Source organism: Paenibacillus sp. Dod16 (assembly GCF_049893405.1).
In the GTDB taxonomy this organism is placed as follows: domain Bacteria; phylum Bacillota; class Bacilli; order Paenibacillales; family Paenibacillaceae; genus Paenibacillus_AQ.
In genome coordinates this window covers 121,785-140,883 of the sequence record NZ_JBNDYG010000011.1, presented here as the reverse complement: position 1 = coordinate 140,883, position 19,099 = coordinate 121,785, and the positions used below count along the sequence as shown (strand labels likewise).

General features: G+C 50.1%; 17 protein-coding genes. 14 read left to right on the top strand and 3 right to left on the bottom strand.

Annotated elements, in window-relative coordinates; all coding sequences use genetic code 11:
* Positions 1–19: 19 nt before the first annotated feature.
* The 4 genes from ACPV3A_RS11370 (at position 20) to ACPV3A_RS11355 (ending at position 4,242) form a co-directional block, all read left to right on the top strand.
* Positions 20–853, top strand: a complete 834-nt coding sequence (locus ACPV3A_RS11370) for a carbohydrate ABC transporter permease (RefSeq protein ID WP_194540854.1) — start codon at positions 20–22, stop codon at positions 851–853.
* A gap of 61 nt (positions 854–914) precedes the next feature.
* Positions 915–2,231, top strand: coding sequence for an ABC transporter substrate-binding protein (locus tag ACPV3A_RS11365; protein ID WP_426199634.1), 1,317 nt, complete (start codon positions 915–917; stop codon positions 2,229–2,231).
* 26 nt (positions 2,232–2,257) lie between these two features.
* Positions 2,258–3,025, top strand: a complete 768-nt coding sequence (locus tag ACPV3A_RS11360; protein WP_426199632.1) for a glycerophosphodiester phosphodiesterase family protein — start codon at positions 2,258–2,260, stop codon at positions 3,023–3,025.
* On the top strand, positions 3,022–4,242 hold the full coding sequence (locus ACPV3A_RS11355; RefSeq protein ID WP_426199630.1) for a sn-glycerol-1-phosphate dehydrogenase: 1,221 nt from the start codon (positions 3,022–3,024) through the stop codon (positions 4,240–4,242). Before ACPV3A_RS11360 ends, ACPV3A_RS11355 begins: the two co-directional genes overlap by 4 nt.
* 82 nt (positions 4,243–4,324) lie before the next feature.
* Here the strand turns inward: ACPV3A_RS11355 and ACPV3A_RS11350 are convergent, their stop codons facing one another.
* Together ACPV3A_RS11350 and ACPV3A_RS11345 are read right to left on the bottom strand one after the other, a co-directional pair.
* Complete coding sequence (locus tag ACPV3A_RS11350; RefSeq protein WP_426199628.1) at positions 4,325–4,732, bottom strand: VOC family protein; 408 nt, start codon at positions 4,730–4,732, stop codon at positions 4,325–4,327.
* A gap of 64 nt (positions 4,733–4,796) precedes the next feature.
* A complete protein-coding gene (locus ACPV3A_RS11345) occupies positions 4,797–5,546 on the bottom strand; it encodes an RNA polymerase sigma factor (protein WP_426199626.1) in 750 nt (249 codons plus the stop codon).
* 385 nt (positions 5,547–5,931) lie between these two features.
* Here ACPV3A_RS11345 and ACPV3A_RS11340 point away from each other — a divergent pair, with 385 nt between their 5' ends.
* The 5 genes from ACPV3A_RS11340 (at position 5,932) to ACPV3A_RS11320 (ending at position 12,139) form a co-directional block, all read left to right on the top strand.
* Positions 5,932–7,899 carry a methyl-accepting chemotaxis protein gene (locus ACPV3A_RS11340; RefSeq protein WP_194540858.1) on the top strand — a complete coding sequence of 656 codons (1,968 nt, stop codon included), beginning with the start codon at positions 5,932–5,934 and terminating at the stop codon, positions 7,897–7,899.
* 215 nt (positions 7,900–8,114) lie between these two features.
* The gene (locus tag ACPV3A_RS11335) at positions 8,115–8,975 is read left to right on the top strand and encodes a transporter substrate-binding domain-containing protein (RefSeq protein ID WP_071221923.1); all 861 of its coding nucleotides are present in this window, start codon (positions 8,115–8,117) and stop codon (positions 8,973–8,975) included.
* 205 nt (positions 8,976–9,180) lie between these two features.
* Positions 9,181–10,401, top strand: a complete 1,221-nt coding sequence (locus tag ACPV3A_RS11330; RefSeq protein ID WP_426199624.1) for an ABC transporter substrate-binding protein — start codon at positions 9,181–9,183, stop codon at positions 10,399–10,401.
* A gap of 53 nt (positions 10,402–10,454) precedes the next feature.
* Positions 10,455–11,321, top strand: a complete 867-nt coding sequence (locus ACPV3A_RS11325; protein ID WP_220686593.1) for a carbohydrate ABC transporter permease — start codon at positions 10,455–10,457, stop codon at positions 11,319–11,321.
* Complete coding sequence (locus tag ACPV3A_RS11320; RefSeq protein WP_194540862.1) at positions 11,321–12,139, top strand: carbohydrate ABC transporter permease; 819 nt, start codon at positions 11,321–11,323, stop codon at positions 12,137–12,139. Before ACPV3A_RS11325 ends, ACPV3A_RS11320 begins: the two co-directional genes overlap by 1 nt.
* 233 nt (positions 12,140–12,372) lie before the next feature.
* Here ACPV3A_RS11320 and ACPV3A_RS11315 read toward each other — a convergent pair whose 3' ends face one another.
* Complete coding sequence (locus ACPV3A_RS11315; protein WP_426199621.1) at positions 12,373–13,836, bottom strand: carboxylesterase/lipase family protein; 1,464 nt, start codon at positions 13,834–13,836, stop codon at positions 12,373–12,375.
* Positions 13,837–14,111: 275 nt separating this feature from the next.
* On the opposite strand from ACPV3A_RS11315, the gene ACPV3A_RS11310 reads away from it, so the two are divergent.
* The 5 genes from ACPV3A_RS11310 (at position 14,112) to ACPV3A_RS11290 (ending at position 18,875) form a co-directional block, all read left to right on the top strand.
* Positions 14,112–15,110, top strand: coding sequence for a Gfo/Idh/MocA family oxidoreductase (locus ACPV3A_RS11310; RefSeq protein ID WP_339295541.1), 999 nt, complete (start codon positions 14,112–14,114; stop codon positions 15,108–15,110).
* Positions 15,107–16,102, top strand: a complete 996-nt coding sequence (locus ACPV3A_RS11305) for a Gfo/Idh/MocA family protein (RefSeq protein WP_194540865.1) — start codon at positions 15,107–15,109, stop codon at positions 16,100–16,102. Before ACPV3A_RS11310 ends, ACPV3A_RS11305 begins: the two co-directional genes overlap by 4 nt.
* 224 nt (positions 16,103–16,326) lie before the next feature.
* Positions 16,327–17,226 (top strand): helix-turn-helix domain-containing protein, encoded by a 900-nt coding sequence (locus ACPV3A_RS11300; RefSeq protein ID WP_426199618.1) that lies wholly within the window; start codon positions 16,327–16,329, stop codon positions 17,224–17,226.
* Positions 17,227–17,533: 307 nt separating this feature from the next.
* On the top strand, positions 17,534–17,839 hold the full coding sequence (locus ACPV3A_RS11295) for a DUF4406 domain-containing protein (protein WP_220686588.1): 306 nt from the start codon (positions 17,534–17,536) through the stop codon (positions 17,837–17,839).
* Positions 17,840–18,062: 223 nt separating this feature from the next.
* On the top strand, positions 18,063–18,875 hold the full coding sequence (locus tag ACPV3A_RS11290) for a MurR/RpiR family transcriptional regulator (protein ID WP_339295542.1): 813 nt from the start codon (positions 18,063–18,065) through the stop codon (positions 18,873–18,875).
* Positions 18,876–19,099 lie beyond the last annotated feature (224 nt).

Genomic DNA, 19,099 nt, shown 5'->3' with positions numbered 1-19,099 from the left:
TGCAGAAAGGAGGCACAGTTTGAAGACCTTTGACTTAAAAATCGTATGGACAATGCTAGGTTATTTGCTGAAAGCCGCGGTGCTCATGATATTTATCTTCCCGTTTCTGTGGATGATCTCCACCTCGCTCCAGACATTCCGGGAAACGATGACGTTTCCGCCAACGTGGATTCCAGCCTCGCCGCAGTGGGGCAACTTCGCGGAGGCGATGCAGGCAGGTCCTTTTCTGACCTATTTCAGGAACTCGGTTGTTGTCACGGGATCCATCATCGTTCTGCAGTTCCTGATCATGATCCCGGCCGCGTATGCATTTGCCAAGTATAAGTTTCCGGGAAAAACGCTGCTGTTCGGCATGATCCTGCTGGCCTTCATGATCCCGGGCCAGGTGACGTTCATTCCGGTCTATCTGATGATGGCCGATTGGGGATTGGTCAAAACCCTGCTGCCGCAGATTATCCCGTTCATCTCGAATGCCTTCGGCATCTTCCTGCTGCGGCAATATTTCATGCAGATTCCGGAGGAAATCATTGAAGCGGCCCGCCTTGATAATGCGAGCGAATTCAAAATCATTCGAAAAATCATGATTCCCATGTCGAAGCCGGCACTGGCTACCATTGCGCTGTTCAGCTTTGTCAGCCACTGGAATGACTATTTCTGGCCGCTCGTCATGACCGATTCTGCTGCTGTCCGGCCGCTGACCCTGGGGATCGCCATGCTAAGGGAGACTGAGGGCATCAGCAACTGGCATATCATTATGGCCGGGAATGTGATTCTGGTGGTGCCGATCCTGCTTGTGTATGTATTCTGCTCGAAACACATCGTGAAGGCTTTTGTTTATTCAGGCATTAAATAATTACAGGAAATGACAGGGTTCAGCAATTCATAATCGAATAATTAATGGAGGAATGAGTCATATGAAATCCAAATGGTATACACTGCTATCCGTCATCATGCTGTTCAGTTTGCTTGCCGCATGCGGTGGCGGGGGAACTTCCAGTGATCCAGGCGTAGCCCCGGGCAGCGGGGGAACCGAAGCCCCGTCCGGAGACAAAGGGAAAACCACGGTTCAGTTCTGGCACTCGCTGGGCGGCAAGAACGGGGAATACATGGACGCGCTCATCCAGCGTTTTAATGCATCCCATGAGGATATCGAGGTGATAGGCACCTTCCAGGGAAGTTATGACGAGACGGTAACCAAGCTGCAGCAAGCGATAGCATCCGATACCGGTCCGGACGTCAGTATGCTGGAGCGAGCCTACGTTCAGATGTTCGCCGATTCGGAAGTGCTTGAAGATCTGACGCCTTATCTAGAAGGCTCTGGCATCAGCGTCGAAGATTTTACGCCGGGACTGATGGGACACTCCACCTTCAATGATCAATTAGTATCGCTGCCGCTGAACCGTTCCACCCCGATTCTGCATGTGAACAAAACATTGCTGGATGAGCAGGGTCTTCAAATTCCGACCACATGGGAGGAGCTGAAGGAGGTCGCCAATGCGCTGGTGGTTAAGGAAGGCAGCGAGTATAAGCGCTACGGCGTTACGATGCCTTATGACACTTGGTATCCGATTGCCATGATCTCGCAGGCTGGCGGCACTTTTTTCAACGATGATAATACGTCGATCGGCTTCGGGGATAACGGCGCAGGCGCCAAGATGTTCACTTACCTTAAAGACCTGCAAAGCACAGGCGCCTTGTATTATCCGCCGGCTCAGGATTCCGGCAACATTGTGAACAGCATGTTTGTGGAAGGCAAGGTCGGAATGATGTATCAATCGACGGGATCGATTGGCGGGCTGTCCAGCGCGGTGGATTTCGATTACGTGACGGCATTCCTGCCTAAGGACGAAGTATATGCGAATCCGACCGGAGGCGCGAATGTGACGATGCTGTCCTCTTCCAAGAACAAGGAAGCGGCATGGGAGTTCATCCGGTGGATGGAGATGGAAGAGGAAGGCGGTCTTGAATTTATTTTGCAATCCGGTTATCTGCCTTTCACGAAGAAGATGGTAGAGTCGGAGAAGATCCAAGAGCTGTGGGCCAAGGAACCGAACCGCAAAGTCGCCTATGATCAGCTGGAATTTGCGACCGATACCAATAAGGACGTAGCATGGCCGGAGATTATGCATGAGTTCTTCTCGGCCATAGAAGCGATCATGTACGACAGCAAGGATATTCCGGCTACGCTGGATACCTTCAAGAAAGAGACGGAACGGATTTTGGCCCAATAACAACTGGTAAAGGAGTGGCAGGACATATGATCGAACGACTACGGGAACCATCCTGTACGATGGTGGCTGCACATCGCGGGTATAAATCAGCTTATCCGGAAAATACGCTGCTGGCCTTTCGCAAGGCGCTGGAGTTAGGGGTAGATATGCTGGAGTTTGATCTTCGGCTGACGCGGGATAAGGAAGTGGTGGTTATCCATGATGCAACGGTTCAGCGCACGACGAGCGGCGCCGGCGAGGTGAGGGATTATACGCTTGCAGAGCTGAAATCCCTCGATGCGGGCGGCTGGTTCGCTCGGGAGTTTGAGGGATTGAAGATCCCGACGCTTGCGGAGCTATGCGAACTGCTCCGGGAATATCCCGAAGTTCTGTGCAACGTGGAGATTAAGCCAAGCCCTGATGCTATAGAGGCAGCAGACCTGGCGATTGATGTGCTGAACCGATACGGGTACCTGCCGCGCTGTGTATTCACCTGCTTCGATGCAGAAGTTCTGACCCATATTCATGATACGCATGGACTGAAGACCCAGGGTTTTCCTGGCGAGAAAATGTCCCGATTTGTCCTCGGCGAGGATGGAACCTACTCCAAGATGTGGGCAATCGGCGTGGAGATGCCGCTGCTTACGCCGGAGCTCGTTGCCCGGTTTCAGGAGCAGGGACTGCTGGTCTGGAGCTATTGTCCGGACGATGAGGAGGGTGTCCGCTATTCGCTGGAATGCGGGGTTACCGGCATGACCTGCAATGACCCGCTGCCGGCGATGGCTGTGATCGGAAAGAAGGGCACTCCGATATGACCTCCATTTTATCGAATGTCCGAAGTTTGGCGGCGGACTTACCTGCTAGGCAGCTTTCGAATCTGGATGAAGTGGAGCTGGTTCGGATCCAGTCCGGAGCTCTGCGCGAGGTCGCGGGTTACCTTGAGACGAAACGCTGGACCTCGGTGGTGATGGTCGTCGACGGCAATACCTATGACGTAGCGGGCCAGCCGCTTGCGAGCCTGCTCACGAAATCCTCGATTCAGGTCCAAGTCACCAGGCTTCATCCGGACCGGAAGGGAGATGTTATCGCGGATGAGGTTTCCCTGATTCAGGTCATACTGGATATCCAGCAAAGCGGGGCGAAGGCGGTGCTGGCGGTAGGCGGGGGAACGATTCATGATATTAGCCGGTATGCTGCCTATACCGCGGGTATTCCGTTCATCTCTATACCCACGGCCGCTTCGGTGGATGGATTTAATTCCAAGGGAGCACCCATCATTATACGAGGGGAGAAAAAGACGATTCCGGCCATTGGACCGAGCGCGATTTTTGCGGACGTCGATATTCTCATGTCGGCTCCCCCACAGCTTACCGCAGCCGGGTTCGGGGATATGCTGGGCAAGTATACATCCCTGTTCGACTGGAAATTCGGAAGCCTGGTGGCCGATGAACCCTATTTGCAAATCTCGGCGGATATTACGCGATCTGCGCTTAACCAGTGCGTGAAAGGGATGAAACAGATTGCGGAGCGAACCGAGGAGGGGGTGCGCCTCTTAATGGGTGCGCTCGTCGAATCCGGCTTAGCCATGCTGCTGTTCGGTCAATCCCATCCGGCTTCAGGCTCGGAGCATCATCTGTCCCACTATTGGGAGATGGAGTTTATCCGGCTGGGGGAGAAGCAGCTGCTGCACGGTGCCAAGGTAGGTGCCGCTTGCGTGGAAATCTCGAAGCTGTATCACCGTCTCGGGGAACAGGGGCTTGAGTTGAACAAAGGCGCCCCCCAGGGTGCGGATGACGCTGCACTTCGGATCATGCAGCACTGGAATGAAATCCGGTTGCATATAACGCAAATCCCGGAGCCGGCAGAGCTGGCTGATATGATGCGAACGGTCGGCGGACCGGCTGGAGTGTCGGAGCTTCCGATCAAGAGCGAATTGTTGAAGCGGAGCCTGGGTGAGGCTCACAAGGTTCGAAACAGCCGGTACACGCTGCTCCATGCTTACAATGAACAAGGATATCTGTTCGTAAATTAAGAATCCACATGCAATGAAATAAGGCTGTTCCCTAAAAGCGGATTATTCTGCTTGATAGGGGACAGCCTTCTTTGCTTTTATCTTAGTCCGTGTGGTCTTCCGGAGATGGCCAGCCGCCCCAGAGACTAACGGTGTTGCCGTCCGGATCGGTAAAGCTGAAGCTGTAGCCACCGTCCGAAATGTACCTCATATCGCTGACGGTTACTTTTTTGTCCTGAAGATGCCGGTATACCTCATGAATTTCGTTCACCTGCAATTGGACAATGGATTGAAGATTCCCTTGCATATCCGTAAATTCCAGGCGAGGCACTTCTTCCGTTTGTACTAAGCCGAATCCGACGTCGCCAATGCACAGCCAGGCTGCAGGATCACCTGGGGTAAACGGGAAGGTCAGCGTGACGCCAAGCACCTCCTGGTACCATTTGAGTGATCGTTCCACATTTTTTACTGGCCATTGAATGACGGCTACCCGCTGCGGGATTGTTGCCATTGATTATACACTCCTTTCAGATGGTCCTAACCAGATTAGGCATCGCTGATTGCGATTTTACTTATTAAACGGAAGTTGAGGGTGCAAAAGAAACGGGTCTGAAAAAAATATTTGTCGTAAAGGTAAGCAAATGTCCGTCTGGATCCCGGAAGGTAAAGGACAGCGTCTCGCCTGAACGCTGAACATCGCGAAGAAGGATGTTCTGCGAACGTATGGACAGGTAGGCATTGGCGATCGCGTAGGGATTGGCAGACCGAAAACCTTGAAGCAGCTGTTCAAACCAAGCGAAGGGAGGGCCTATAACTTGACTTGATTCCTTGGTTGACACTTCCTGTATATCCTGCTTGACGCTGAAACTTTTCAACCGTTTTCGGGCCCTTTTCAAAGCTTCCTTAACCGCCCCTTCCGTACTGTGGATAAGCTGGGCTGCTTCTTTGGCTGTATAGGAGAAGACATCGACAAGGATAATGAGGACCGTCTGAAGGGCGGTGAGTTGAGATGTAAGCAGCTCCAACGATTCCCTTACCAAGATGCATTGGTCATGGTACGCCTCATGTTTGCCGGCATCTGCCTGTAGAACGGGCTTTTTGTTCTGTTTACGGTACATATCGATCCAAGTGGTCTGCGCTATCCGGTATAGATAGGCTTTGGTAACCTTCCGATTAGGCGTCTGTTCAAGAGCGTGATGGACCTTGATCAGCGATTCTTGCACGATATCCTCAGCGTCCCACTTGGAGCCGGATGCAAGCTGCATGCAATAACTCCTAAGGTCGGGCAATAGCTGGGATAAGTCTTCGTTGAATGGAAATGTCACAAACCTCACTCCTCCTCAGGGTGCTGATACATTCCATATAAACTCAGGAAATTCCTGCAACATGTTGGCAGGGACTAAAGATGTATGAAAATATTTATATATATTTAAATCTTTTGAACTAGATAAACTCCTGGATTTTCGCTCTCTCACGTTAATGTCGAATTGTGTAAAATGTCTCATTAACCTCTCAAAAAACGAACATACCCTACCGATAACTAATAAAGTGGAGTCTTATTTCACCATTTTATACCATGATTTTTCGATGTGATTTGTTCATTTTTGTTTGTAGAGAGAAAGTCCTTACAGAAAAAAGAGCACTTGCAAAAATTTTGGACGAATGATCGGATAGGACCCAGGAACTATTTTTTTTGGGGGGGTTATCAGCATGCTTAAGAGTCTCAAGCAAAAAATGATTACAATGATTTGTTTGCTCTTGCTCGTCAGTCTTGGATCCGTCTTTGCCGTAACTTACAACCGGTCATCTGACTTACTGCAGGAGAGCTTGGACAAGGAAGCACAGCTTAGAGCAGAAAAGCTGGCGCTTCAGATCGATCAATTTCTTGACGTGGAAATTGCCAAGGTTGAGAGCGTGGGGAAATTTATAACAGGGAATAAAGAGCAGGATCTGCAGTTGATTCAGGCTGCACAGGAAGTGAACCCGGAATTTGAGACCTTCTTCTTCTCGTACGACTTGACGGGGAAGAACGTCATTAACTTTCTGGGCGAGGTGACCGATGTGTCCGATCGCGTCCATTATCAGGAAGCCGGGAAGGGAGAAGGCAAGCTGGTTGTATCCGAGCCGGTGCTTTCCAAGCGTACGGGAAACAACATTGTAACGATGATCATTCCGTTGATGAAGGATGGAAAACAGTACGGTTATATGGGCTCTACGCTTCCGATCAACGAGGTGCAGAAAAAAGTATCCTCCCAAACCTTTGGAGACACCGGATACGCTTTTCTTTTGAGCAAAGCGGGAACGTTCATGTGGTATCCGCAAGAGGAACTTGTTCTACAAATGACTGTGAAGGAGGTTAATAGTGCGGAATTAACGAAGGCCTACGAGGAGGTCAGTCAAGGCGCACCTGGCGAGTTCGATTATGTATTGGAAGGTACCAAGTACTCGGCTGCCTATGCGCCATCCAATTTGAATTGGGGCATATTCGTAACGGCACCGACCAAGGAGCTGAATGCTCCGATCACGGAGATGTCGGTTACGTTAGTCATTATTTCCGTTGCCGCGCTGGTCGTTTCCGCCGGTGCAGCGGTTTGGTTCACGGCACAGATCGTCCGGCCGATCCGCAGGCTCAACACGGCAGTTAAGGAAGTTGCGGCAGGCGATTTGACCAAGACCATTCAGGTTAGCGGCAAGGATGAAGTTGCCGTCCTTTCCGGCGATTTTAACCAGACAGTATCGCATCTGAAGCATCTGGTCCTCGGTGTGAATGATTCCTCCCGACAAGTTATGTCGGTAACGGAGACCGTTTCGAGCGGGGTGGAGACGGCTATGGACAGCGTGGATCGTATCGGCGCCTCCATTCGTCAAATTGCCAGCGGCGCGAATGCTCACGCCTCAAGCTCCAACGAAATCGCCGTATCGATGAGTGACATGGCTAGCGGGATCGTCAAAATAGCCGAAACGTCCTCCATGGTATCTGAAGCTGCACAGGAGGCGGCAAGTCAAGCGGAGACCGGATCGGTTGTCGTTGAACAAGCGGTGAAGCAGATCGGCAACATCGGCGCGGGCACGACCAAGGTCGGCACGGCAATTGAGCGCTTGAATGAGCGTTCTTCCGAAATCGAGCAGATTCTGAGCTTCATCACGGAAGTGACCTCCCGGATTCGCTTGCTATCCTTGAATGCTTCTATTGAAGCAGCCAGAGCAGGCGAGCATGGACGCGGCTTTGCAGTCGTGGCTGAAGAAGTCAAGAAACTGGCTGGACAATCCGAGGTATCGACCGATCAGATCGCGAAGCTGATAACGGAAATCCGCGAGGACACAATTAACGCCGTACAGGTGATGGACGTAAGCCGGAAGGATGTACAGGATGGAATTGCGCTGATTGAAGAGGTGCGCGAGAAATTCGATAACATTTTGAGTGCGACACGCAACGTGGCTGACCACATTCTGGAGGTATCGGCAGCTTCCGAGGAAATGTCGGCGGGATCCGAACAGGTCAGCGCTTCGGTGGAAGAGCTGAAATCCATCGCAGATCTGACTTCCAGCGACGCCCAAAATGTGTCTGCCGCTGTGGAAGATCAAATCTCAACCATCAAGGAAATTTCGAACTCCGTTAAACATCTGGAGACGGTCGCTCAGGAGCTTAGCAAAGAGCTTGCCAAATTCAGGCTTTAACATTCCGTTCTTATGGACCGCACGTATGGGTACTTGAGAGGGGGGATACCTGGAAGAAAAGAGGCTCAAATCGTAACGAGGAAGGCAGTAAGTCACGGAAAGTACCAGTAAGTACCAGCAAGACGATGATCAGAGTGTTTCAGGCAGATCGATGCCGCTGCCAACCAAGGGGCATCACGATGTACAACTAGATGAAAACTGGAGGAAATGAAGACATGGCTAAGAATTGGAAAAAGGTATTACTAGCAGGGGTAGTCAGCTTATCATTGGTGGCAACGGGTTTTGCTGCAAACGAAGTGCTCACATCACCGGAGGTATCCGCTAAATCAGCTTCGACCAATGCACCCGGACAACTTAAGAAACAATCGGCTTCCCAGCTCGACGAAATTATCGAAAGAGGCTACATCCGGGTTGGTATGACAGGGGATTACAAACCGTTTACATATTTAAATCCTGCTACAAAAGAGTATGAAGGTTATGACGTTGACGCTATGGAAGAGCTCGGTAAAGATCTAGGCGTGGAAGTTCGTTACGTCAACACCACATGGTCCAACATGATGAAAGACCTGCAGGCTGATAAATTCGATATCGCAGTGGGCGGCGTTACCCGCAACACGGCAAGACAAAAAACGGCTTATGTATCCCAAGGGTACATTTCCTTCGGTAAAGCCCCATTGATTCGTGCTGAAGACAAGGACAAATACCTGACGATTGAAGACATTAACAAACCTTCGGTTCGCATTGGCGTGAATCCGGGCGGAACGAACGAGGTGTTCGTACGCGAGCATCTGACGAAAGCTAATGTGACTGTCGTTCCAAATAATCTGGATATCCCGCATTTGGTGGCGGACGGTACGTATGATGTGATGATTACCGATACGATCGAAGCGATTACGTATGCAAAAGCAGATTCCAGACTGTATGCTGCATTGACGGATAAGCCGTTCACGAACAGTGAAAAAGGCTACATGATTCCTCGCGGCGACTTTGAATATGCAAGCTATCTGGAAATGTGGATTGACGAAATGAAGCTGCAAGGCAAGTTTGCGGACATTCATAAAAAATGGTTGGAGTAGGTTGAATCAGGCTATGAGCAGATAGCCAATCCCTGCCAGCAGACCAGGCTGAAGAGCCTGGTCTGCTGGCTTTTTCGTTTTGTCCAATAAAGTGAAGAGGGCGTCCCCTCGGCGTCCGGGAGGTTTACCAACCAAGCAAAAAGGGTAGTAAATAGACATGGACTTTGACCAAAACTACATCAGGATATGAAACGGGGGGCAGACCATGAAGCTTGGTACAAGGATCGCGGCGTGTTTGGTGATGGTATTGATGCTGGCCGCGTGCGGTGCAAAAGAGGAATCGGGACGCGTGCAGATTGAATTTTTTCAGAATAAGCCTGAGGCTAAGGGCTCCTTTGACGCACTAATTGAGAAATTTAATCAATCCCAGTCCGAGATCAAGGTTGTTCAGGTGAATCCGCCGGATGCGGAGACCGTACTCAAGACAAGAGTTGTCAAGAATGATATTCCTGACATTATCGGCATGGGTGCAACCGATACGTATTCATTGCTTGCGCAAAGCGGCATATTTATGGATTTGACGAATAATCCGCTGCTGAGTCAGGTGGATGAGACCTATGTTCAGATGCTGAAAGACGTAGCGGGGATGGACGAGGTTACAGGCATTCCTTATTCAACGAACGCTAACGGCGTCATGTACAATCCGGAAATTTTCAAGGAATTGGGGCTCAGCGTTCCCAAGACCTGGGACGAGCTGTTAGCTACGGCGCAGAAGGCCAAGGATGCGGGGATAATCCCGTTTTATTTCACTTATAAAGACGATTGGCAGACGGTGCTGCCGTTTAACGCATTGGCATCCAATCTGGAAGGCATAGAGTTTTACATGGATCGCCGGGGAGGCACGGTAACGTTTGCCGAGAAGTATCGAGAGATTGCGGAGAAGCAGCTCGCGTTGATGGACTATGGCCATGGGGATAACTTCGGCAAGAACTACGCGGACGGCAACCGGGGGTTTGCGAGGGGTGAATCGGCCATGTATATCCAGGGAACCTGGGCAATTCCGGAAATCCGGAAGGCCAATCCGGATGCGCCGATCGGCTTCTTTCCTTTGCCAACCGGCGATAATCCGGAGGAGAATAAACTGATTTCGGGCGTTGATACTCTACTGGCTATTTCCGAGGATTCGAAGCATAAAGAGGAGGCTCAGCGTTTCATTCAGTTTCTGCTGGAGCCTGAGAATAGCAAGCAATATATTACGGAGCAAACGCTGTTCTCGACCGTTGAGGGCGTAACGCAGGATGATCCTGCCGTTGCAGAGCTGCTGCCTTATCTGGAGCGGGGCCAAGTTATCGACTTTGCCGATCACTATATTCCTGCCGCTGTGCAGCTGAACTCGGTGATCCAATCCTTCCTCCAGAACAGGGACATTGACGGGTATCTACAGAAGCTGGACACCGAATGGGACAAGGTAGCGGACAGACGCTAACGGAGCGATCAACGCTGTGACACGATATCCATGAGCATTGAGGAGGACCCAACATGAACAAGCGTCTTATGCCTTATTATTTGATGACCGTGCCAGCGGTCGTGCTGTTCTTCGTATTTCTGACACTGCCGGCCTTGCAGGGGGTGTATTACTCCTTCACGAACTGGAATGGATTCGGCGATAACTTCGATTTCATCGGATTCAAGAACTACATCAATCTGTTCAAGGACGGTAACGTGGGCAATGCGTATTGGTTCACATTCAAATTCGCGGTCGTGGTAACCATCCTGATCAACATCTTCAGTCTGCTGATTGCCATGGGGCTAAATGCCAGAATCAAAGCGAGGAATTTCCTCAGAGGCATCTACTTTCTTCCGAATATTCTGAGTGTGCTGATCGTTGGTTACATCTTCAACTATCTGTTCTCGAATGTGTTTACCATCTGGGGCCAAAATCTGGGGATCGAATGGCTGTCCACCAATATTCTGGGCAGTGAACAGCATGCCTGGATCGGTATCGTGGTGGTAGCGGTATGGCAGGGCATAGCATATAACACGATCCTGTATCTCGCGGGGCTCCAGACTATCCCTCAAACACTGTACGAGGCGTCCAACCTCGATGGGGCGAACCGCTGGCAGGAATTTTGGAAAATAACGTTTCCGCTGATCGCGCCATTCTTTACGATCAACATGGTGCTTGCGATGAAGAATTCCCTGATGGTCTTTGACCAGATCGTCGCCCTTACCAACGGCGGTCCAGGTCGGGCCACGCAGTCCATCTCCCATCTGATCTACACCGGCGGCTTCGAGGGAGGGGAGTTTGCCTATCAATCCGCGAACTCCGTGATCTACTTCATCCTGATTGCCACGATATCGATTGTGCAGATTCGGTTCCTGCAGAGAAGAGAGGGGGACATGTAATGCGGACGAAAACCAACTGGACGGTGATGATTCTCATCACATTGGGGACGATACTGATCCTGTTCCCGCTGTATATGACAATCACGATTGCGCTCAAAACGCCGGAGGACATGCTGGCTTCCGTGTTCGGCCTGCCGAAGGAGCTTCATTTCGAGAATTTTACGAATGCCATTCGAATGACCAATTTCTTCAACGCGCTGGGCAATAGTGCGATGGTAACGACGGCAACGGTGGTACTGACCCTGCTGACCAATTCGCTTGTCGCTTATGCCATTGCCCGCAATATGAACCGAAAGTTCTTCAAGGGTTTATACTTCTATTTCATCAGCGCTATGTTCATTCCGTTCCCGATTATTATGCTGCCGCTGGTCAAGCTGACAGCCGGGTTCAATATGACGAACCTGGTCGGGTTGACCATCCTGCATACCGTGTATGCATTGGCATTTAACGTATTTGTGTATGTTGGTTATATTAAATCCATTCCGGTTGCGCTGGAGGAAGCGGCTCGGGTGGACGGCACGTCGACTTGGGGGACCTTTTGGAGAATCATATTCCCGATTATGGCACCGATCAATGCGACGGTAGGCATTCTGATCTGCCTTTCGACTTACAATGACTTCCTGCTGCCGCTCATCATTATCAGCGATACGGATTCCTACACGCTGCCGCTTGTGCAGTATATTTTCCAGGGGCAGTTCAATACAGATTTCAATCTGGCCTTTGCTTCATATCTGATGGCGATGCTGCCGATGATCATTATTTATCTGTTCGCCCAGAAGTGGATCATCAATGGCATTACGCAGGGAGCTGTGAAATAAGGAGCGGCTCGGTCCGATCCAAGTTTCCTTCGACGGACAGAGCCTGAACCGGATGCTGTAGGATAGAGGTACGCCAGAGGTTAGTCGTGTATGTGCATGTGCGGCCTGCTAAAATTAACAAAAAGCTGTACTCCGGCATGATATCCATGATGTCATGCCAGGAAATACAGCTTTTTTTTGCTGTTATAAGGACCACCTCCCGCGAAAGGGCCCTTGCTTAAGGCTTTTCCATTTTATAATTGCAGCATGTTCCGTTTCTCCGCATCCGGGTCCTCGATGATCCTGCTGTCGTTGTTGAATATCATCGTTGAGCGCGATGCCGGATCATAAGCTGGCCACGGCAGCGCCTCCGTATCCGGCGAACCATGGCGCGCAAATGATATCCAAGCATCCTGCATCCGGTTGGACAGGGCTTGCGTGGCGGCATCGACTTGAACACCGATGTTCTGAAACAGCGCCAGGGTGTTAAATACAAACGGTATCTCCAGGGCATGCATCGCTTTGCCGAGAACCGGATGATTTGGCAGCGTCCAATCGAATCGGTACATCCATACCGGCGCGTGTTTGCTCTGAGCGGAAGCGAATTGCAGGGCCGAACGCCAGAAATACAGGTCAGTCATAATCTGGGCATGTCCGTCGATGCTGTACGGGTATTCCTTGGTGATAGGCGCGGCATCCTGGATACCGGTCATCATTTCAACGGTGCGTACAAGATCGTCTTCCTTCACAAGCGGCATGTCCGGCCGGAAGAACAAGGCGCCTTCATCGAGATTTGTGCCGATCAGGATCGGCACGTCCTTGGCCCAGCCCGATTGAACAGCCTGCAGCGGATCATGAGGCAAAGTGCCCGGTTCCAGCACCGGTTGGAAGATCATGCTGACACCAGGGCCAAATCGTTTCTTCAATCGTTCCCCGGCTTCGAATATTAACTCACCTGTGAGTGATTCAAGCTCATGGACCTTATCAGGCGAGATGTCCAGCTCCTTAAGCAAACCTGCCGTTACCATTTTTGCCTGTTCCGGAGCCATGACTTGGGCAGCGCCGCTTTGCATGATAGCCCGGTGAAACAACCCTTTGGCTGCCGGCATTGCAAGTAAGGCTGCGATGCTCATGCTGCCGGTCGACTCTCCGAATACGGTAACCCGCTCCGGATCGCCGCCGAAGCCCGCAATATTGTCCCGCACCCATTCCAGGGCAGCGATCTGGTCCAATAAACCGGTATTGGAGGAGTAGGCTTCGCCGTATGGGGAGAGATGGAGAAAGCCGAGCGGACCCAGCCGGTAATTGATCGTTACCACAATCACGTCGCCCCGGAGTACGAAAGGCGTGCCGTTATAGCTTGGCAAGCTGCCTGAGCCTGTGACGAAAGTGCCCCCGTGAATCCATACCATGACCGGCAGCGGCTCCGCTGGCGTGTTCAGGGGTGCCCACACATTGAGATAGAGACAATCCTCGGACACGGTTTTGGTAACGCCTCCGCCTAGCATGCTTGAAGTGGATTCAAGCGGTTGAAGGCACATGGGGCTGAAGGCCGTGGTATCCTTTATCCCGTCCCATGGATCGGGGGGCACAGGAGCACGGAATCGAAGCGGGCCAACCGGGGGCTTCGCATAAGGAATTCCCTTCCATACGCGTACTCCGTTTTCCGAACTGCCATGAATACGCCCGGCTTTCGTTTGAACGACAAGTTCTGACATGTTCACTCTACACCCTTTCTATCTGTGGATCTTTCCTGTCGACCCTATTCGAATGTTATTCATAATGGCTGAAGCGTCATATAGAAGATTTTTACTACTCTATATATACACTTTACCAAGTTAGCGGCATAAGTTCAAAAAAGCACGAATCATGCGAAATTGAGGCAGGAATGTCATGTCACATGAAGAATGTAACAGGGTGAGTCGTATTCGTGGACAACGAATACGGTATCACTTTCTGGTCCAAGTCATTAAGGTATACTGGAGGGATAAGCATGAACATAGCGATTTTGGGCTGCGGAACGATGGGGACAGCCTATGCGCACAATTTGGCGAAAATGCCGGGAGTAACGGTGACAGGCGTGGTTGATATTAACGCCGGGCGGGCTGAGCGGGCAGCAGCTTTGACTGGGGCGAAGGCATACACGGATGTAGAGTCGCTGTTTGAACAAAAAGATTTGGAAACGGTTGCGGTGTGTCTGCCCACCTATCTCCATAAACCGTTTGTGCTGATGTTAGCTGAAAGAGGGCTGCACGTCATCTGCGAAAAACCGGCTGCATTGACCCTGGAGGACGCACTGGAAATGAAGGCAGCCTGCGAAAAGCATGGAGTCCGCTTGTTTATCGGACATGTCGTTCGATTCTTCCCGAACTATCATGATGCCTATCGGCAGGCCAACTCCGGGAGCATCGGAACACCAAAGATGGCTCACTTTAAGCGGTACGGTTCGTATCCGCAGGGCATGGATGGATGGTATAACGATCCGGGCAAGAGCGGCGGTGTTATCATGGACCTCTTGATTCACGATATCGATTTTGCCTGCTGGCTGTTCGGGGAAGTGGAGTCGGTATATGCTTCCACTGTTAAGCGGGATGAGCCTGAGATGGAGTATGCTCAGCTTACGCTTCATTTTAAAAATAAAGCAATCGCGAGTCTAACCGGCTATTGGGGATATCCCGGACCGTTTACGACGCAGTTCGAAATTTCGGGAAACCAAGGAATCATAAGATTTGATAGCAATCAGGTGCAGTCTCTGGATATTAAATTGGTGAATGCGGAGGCAGGAGAGGGAGCAGCCGTACAGGTTCCTTCAAGCCCAAGCTTGTATGACCCATATTATTACGAGGTGCAGCATTTTATCGAGTGCATCCGGAACGTCAGCGAACCGCTTGTCAGTATCAAGGATGCTTGTTATGCCGTTGAAATCGCTCAGGCAGCGGAGCAATCGGCTCAGACTGGACAGCCCGTGATGATCGGAGGGACAGTTTCATGAAAAAAGTTAAAGTAGGCTTTATTAGCTTTGCCCATATGCATGCAGCGAGTTATCTCTTAGGCATGCTGAAGCGGGATGATGTCGAGGTGGTCGGAGTCGCGGATGAGAACGCGGAGCGCGTGCGTCCTTACTCTGTGGACCGGGGAATCCCGTATTATGCAGACTACAATGAATTGCTGGCACAGGAGCTGGATGCGGTTGTCATCTGTTCGGAAAATGCACGACATGCAGAATTTACCAAGCTTGCCGCTGCGGCGGGTAAGCATGTGCTGTGCGAGAAGCCATTAGGTTTGTCCGAGTCCGAGATGCTGGAGATGATTCAAGTGTGCAAGGATCATGGCGTTCAGCTTATGACGGCTTTTCCTTGCCGTTATATTACCTCCGTTCGTCAGGCGAAGGAAGCGATTGACGCGGGACAAATCGGTGAGATTTTGGCCATGAAGGGAACCAACCGGGGAAGCATGCCTGGCGGCTGGTTTATCGAACGGGAGAAATCGGGCGGCGGAGCCGTATTGGACCATACCGTCCATGTGATGGACCTGATGCACTGGTTTACCGGCAGCAAGGCAGAGGAAGTGTACGCCCATGCGGAAACACTCTTCAATGACACGGAGATTGACGATGCCGGCATGGTCCACGTCAAATTCGCGAATGGCGTTGTTGCTGTACTGGACCCAAGCTGGTCCCGTAATCGTACCTTCCCGACCTGGGGAGACGTAACGCTTGAGATCATCGGCACCAAGGGTGTGCTGAACATTGATTCTTTTGCCCAGAAGAACGATGTCTACAGCGATGTAACTGGTAAAGCTGCGTGGAGCTTCTGGGGCGATGATATGGATGCAGGTCTTGTCAACAGCTTTATCGACAGCATTCGCGACGGCAAGCCGGTCGAAATAACAGGGGAAGACGGGTACTATTCTGCCCGTGTAGCCATTGCAGCGTATGAATCCGCAAGCACCAAGCGTACCGTTCAGCTGAAACCGCTGGGGTAAATGCGATTTTTCCGGCTATAGCCGTACAGCAGGATGCACGCTCGGTTAGGTGTCGCCGTCGACGACACGCAGGAAGCCTTTCCCAGGATCCATAATGAGAATCATATCATGGCAAAAGCCTCTTTCGATCTTTGTAATCGAAGGGGGCTTTTTGATGTTGGCAAAAAAGATCAAAAACGTCCTTCTTCCATTTGGTATTCTTAATAACAAAGGAGGGCCTGACCTTGAGTACCCAGCGTATCATCCAAAAAAGCATAGCGTACATGGAGCAGCATCTGGAGGAGCAGCTGACCCTCGCGGATATTGCGGCCCATGCCGGTTTTTCGCCATATCACTTCCACCGCTTGTTTCGGAAGGAGGTCGGTATGAACATCGCGGATTACCTTAGAAAACGAAGACTCTGTTATGCAGCACAGCTTCTGCTGCACTCCGAGGCTGCGATTATCGACATCTCCCTGCACTGCCACTTCGAGAGTCAGGAGTCGTTTACGAGAGCATTCAAAAAATTATACGGCATGCCGCCGGGGCGTTACCGGAAAATCTTTGCGGTTCACGCTCATCACTCAAGCCACTATAAAGGAGAGGATCACATGCAGCAGCAATCTCAATCCGAATTAAAAGGCTGGTTTCTGAGCGGAAGCCACCCGCATGATTATGAAATCGGCGTCGATCGTTCCATCGTCCACCAAGGAAGGACTTCCGGTTACCTAAAAGCCCTTACCCCCATGGAGGCTGGCGCATTTGCGACCATGATGCAGCAGTTCAAAGCTGATAAGTATGCGGGCAAACGGATGCGGTTCTCCGGATTTGTCAAAACCGAGAACGTCAAAGAATACTGCGGGCTGTGGATGCGCGTTGATAACCGTGCGGAGGACGTGCTTCAGTTCGATAATATGAACGATCGGCGCATTGTGGGCAGTACGCACTGGAATCACTACGCCATCGTGCTCGACGTACCCGAGGAGAGCGCCACGATCTCGATCGGTGTTCTGCTGATGGGGGCAGGCGAGGTGTGGCTGGACAGCCTCCGTTTTGAAGAGGTGGAACTTAGCGTACCGACGACGAACCTCGATCTTCACTATGAGCTGCTGGAGGAGCCTACCAATTTATCGTTTGAAGAGTGAGGTGGAGGGGGTTCACGCTGCTATGGAAATGAATGAATCCTGGATCGTCGATGGATAGGGGATTCCCCGTACAACCATTAGGCAGAAGTCCTTCCTTATCGGAGGGCTTCTTCTTTTTTTCTCCATGGATGAATGGTTGCGTTGCATCATATTTACTCCTATGATGGTCTTGAGCAATTATCCCTATCATTATGATAATCATAGATAGCTTCAGCTCATTAGAAACAACTCTTATTATCCGCATCTTTTCTTGTATACGATATTTCTGAAGAAAACGAGCATCTATTTGCCAAAAGGAAGGTGTACCATGCACGTAATAACGCTATGCGGATCGACCAAGTTTAAAGCACAGTTTCGGGAAGTCGAAGCTGCGCTTACGTTAAGCGGACATATCGTTCTTAGTGTCGGTTTTTTTGAGCAGAGCGACGGGATGGCGATCACGGGGGAGCAGGAGCGCCAGCTTAAAGAGCTGCACTTCCGCAAAATCGATAGGTCGGACGAAATCTTTGTAATCGATGTGAATGGCTATATTGGAGACAGCACTCGGGCCGAAATTGAATACGCCAGCAGTCATGGTAAGAAGGTACGGTATTATTCAAAGGAGCAACTGTAGTAGTCTGCTCCTCGAAGCCCCCGCATTTATGATATTCGTTGACGGACAGATCGGACGTTTGTTTACTAAAAAACGGTCTTCCGAACGAGCTCGATATCTTTCTCTGTATACCCGTTTTTACGAACTAGGATTCAGGATGGGCACTAGCATTCACGCCCATGGCAATAATATTGAATCCATATGCTTTTTTTGTTATAATTCCCAAATGGCGGTGGTGGATTCAATGGATATTTATATGGTTATTCAGCAGTTATATCCGACTTTCTCGAAGAAAGAACAGTTGGTAGCGAATTATATTCTTCAAGAAGGTCAATCAATTAATAACATGAATATATCTGTGCTGGCGAACCATGTCGGTGTCTCGAATGGGACAATCACGCATTTTTGCAAGAAGATTGGTTGCAATAATTTTGCCGAATTGAAGGTTCAGTTGGGCAGGCTTCGTACTGCGACGGCTCCTTCGGCGGAGGACAATATTCTCATTCAAGTATCAAAATTCTATCAGACGGTCATTGAGCGTTCGAATCAATTACTGGACATTACATATTTGCATCGACTTGCTGAAGCGATTAAGAGCGCAGCACGAATTTACATATACGGAATCGGGAGCTCGGGACTTTCAGCGAAGGAAATGATGCTTCGCTTGCTGCGTATGGGCTTCAATGTGCAGAGTATTACGGATTCTCATTTAATGCTGATCAATAGTTCGATATTGAATGAGAATGATTTCGTTATTGCGATTTCCAGTTCAGGGGAAACGTCTGTTATTGTCGACGCAACTAGAATTGCAAAGAATAATGGGTGCAAAGTCATCTGTCTGACCAGCTTCTCCGAAAGTACGCTTGCGCAACAAGTGGACTCTTTTATTTTGGTCTCCAATACATTGTTTGTTGATAAAGAAAGGTTTGTAAACAGTCAATTTTCCGTCATGTATGCGATAGATATTTTATGCATGATCTTACTTGCGGATCCGGATTTAAATAGTCGGATGCAAATTACAGTTAATACGATTCTTGAACATAATCGAATGGATTAAAAATAAAGCTTTCATCGTACCTGTGAACCTCAGAAGTTGACGTATTTTGCGTCTACTGGAGGGACACAGGTTTTTTTATTGTCATTGTTCATACTAAGTGTCATAGAGTAATTACCAATTAATAAAATTATTTTAGTAATATTATATTTACTAAAATAATTTCATGATGTAGAATTGACATATCGCGATGGAATACAATGATTGATCCATTAGGAGGAAAATCC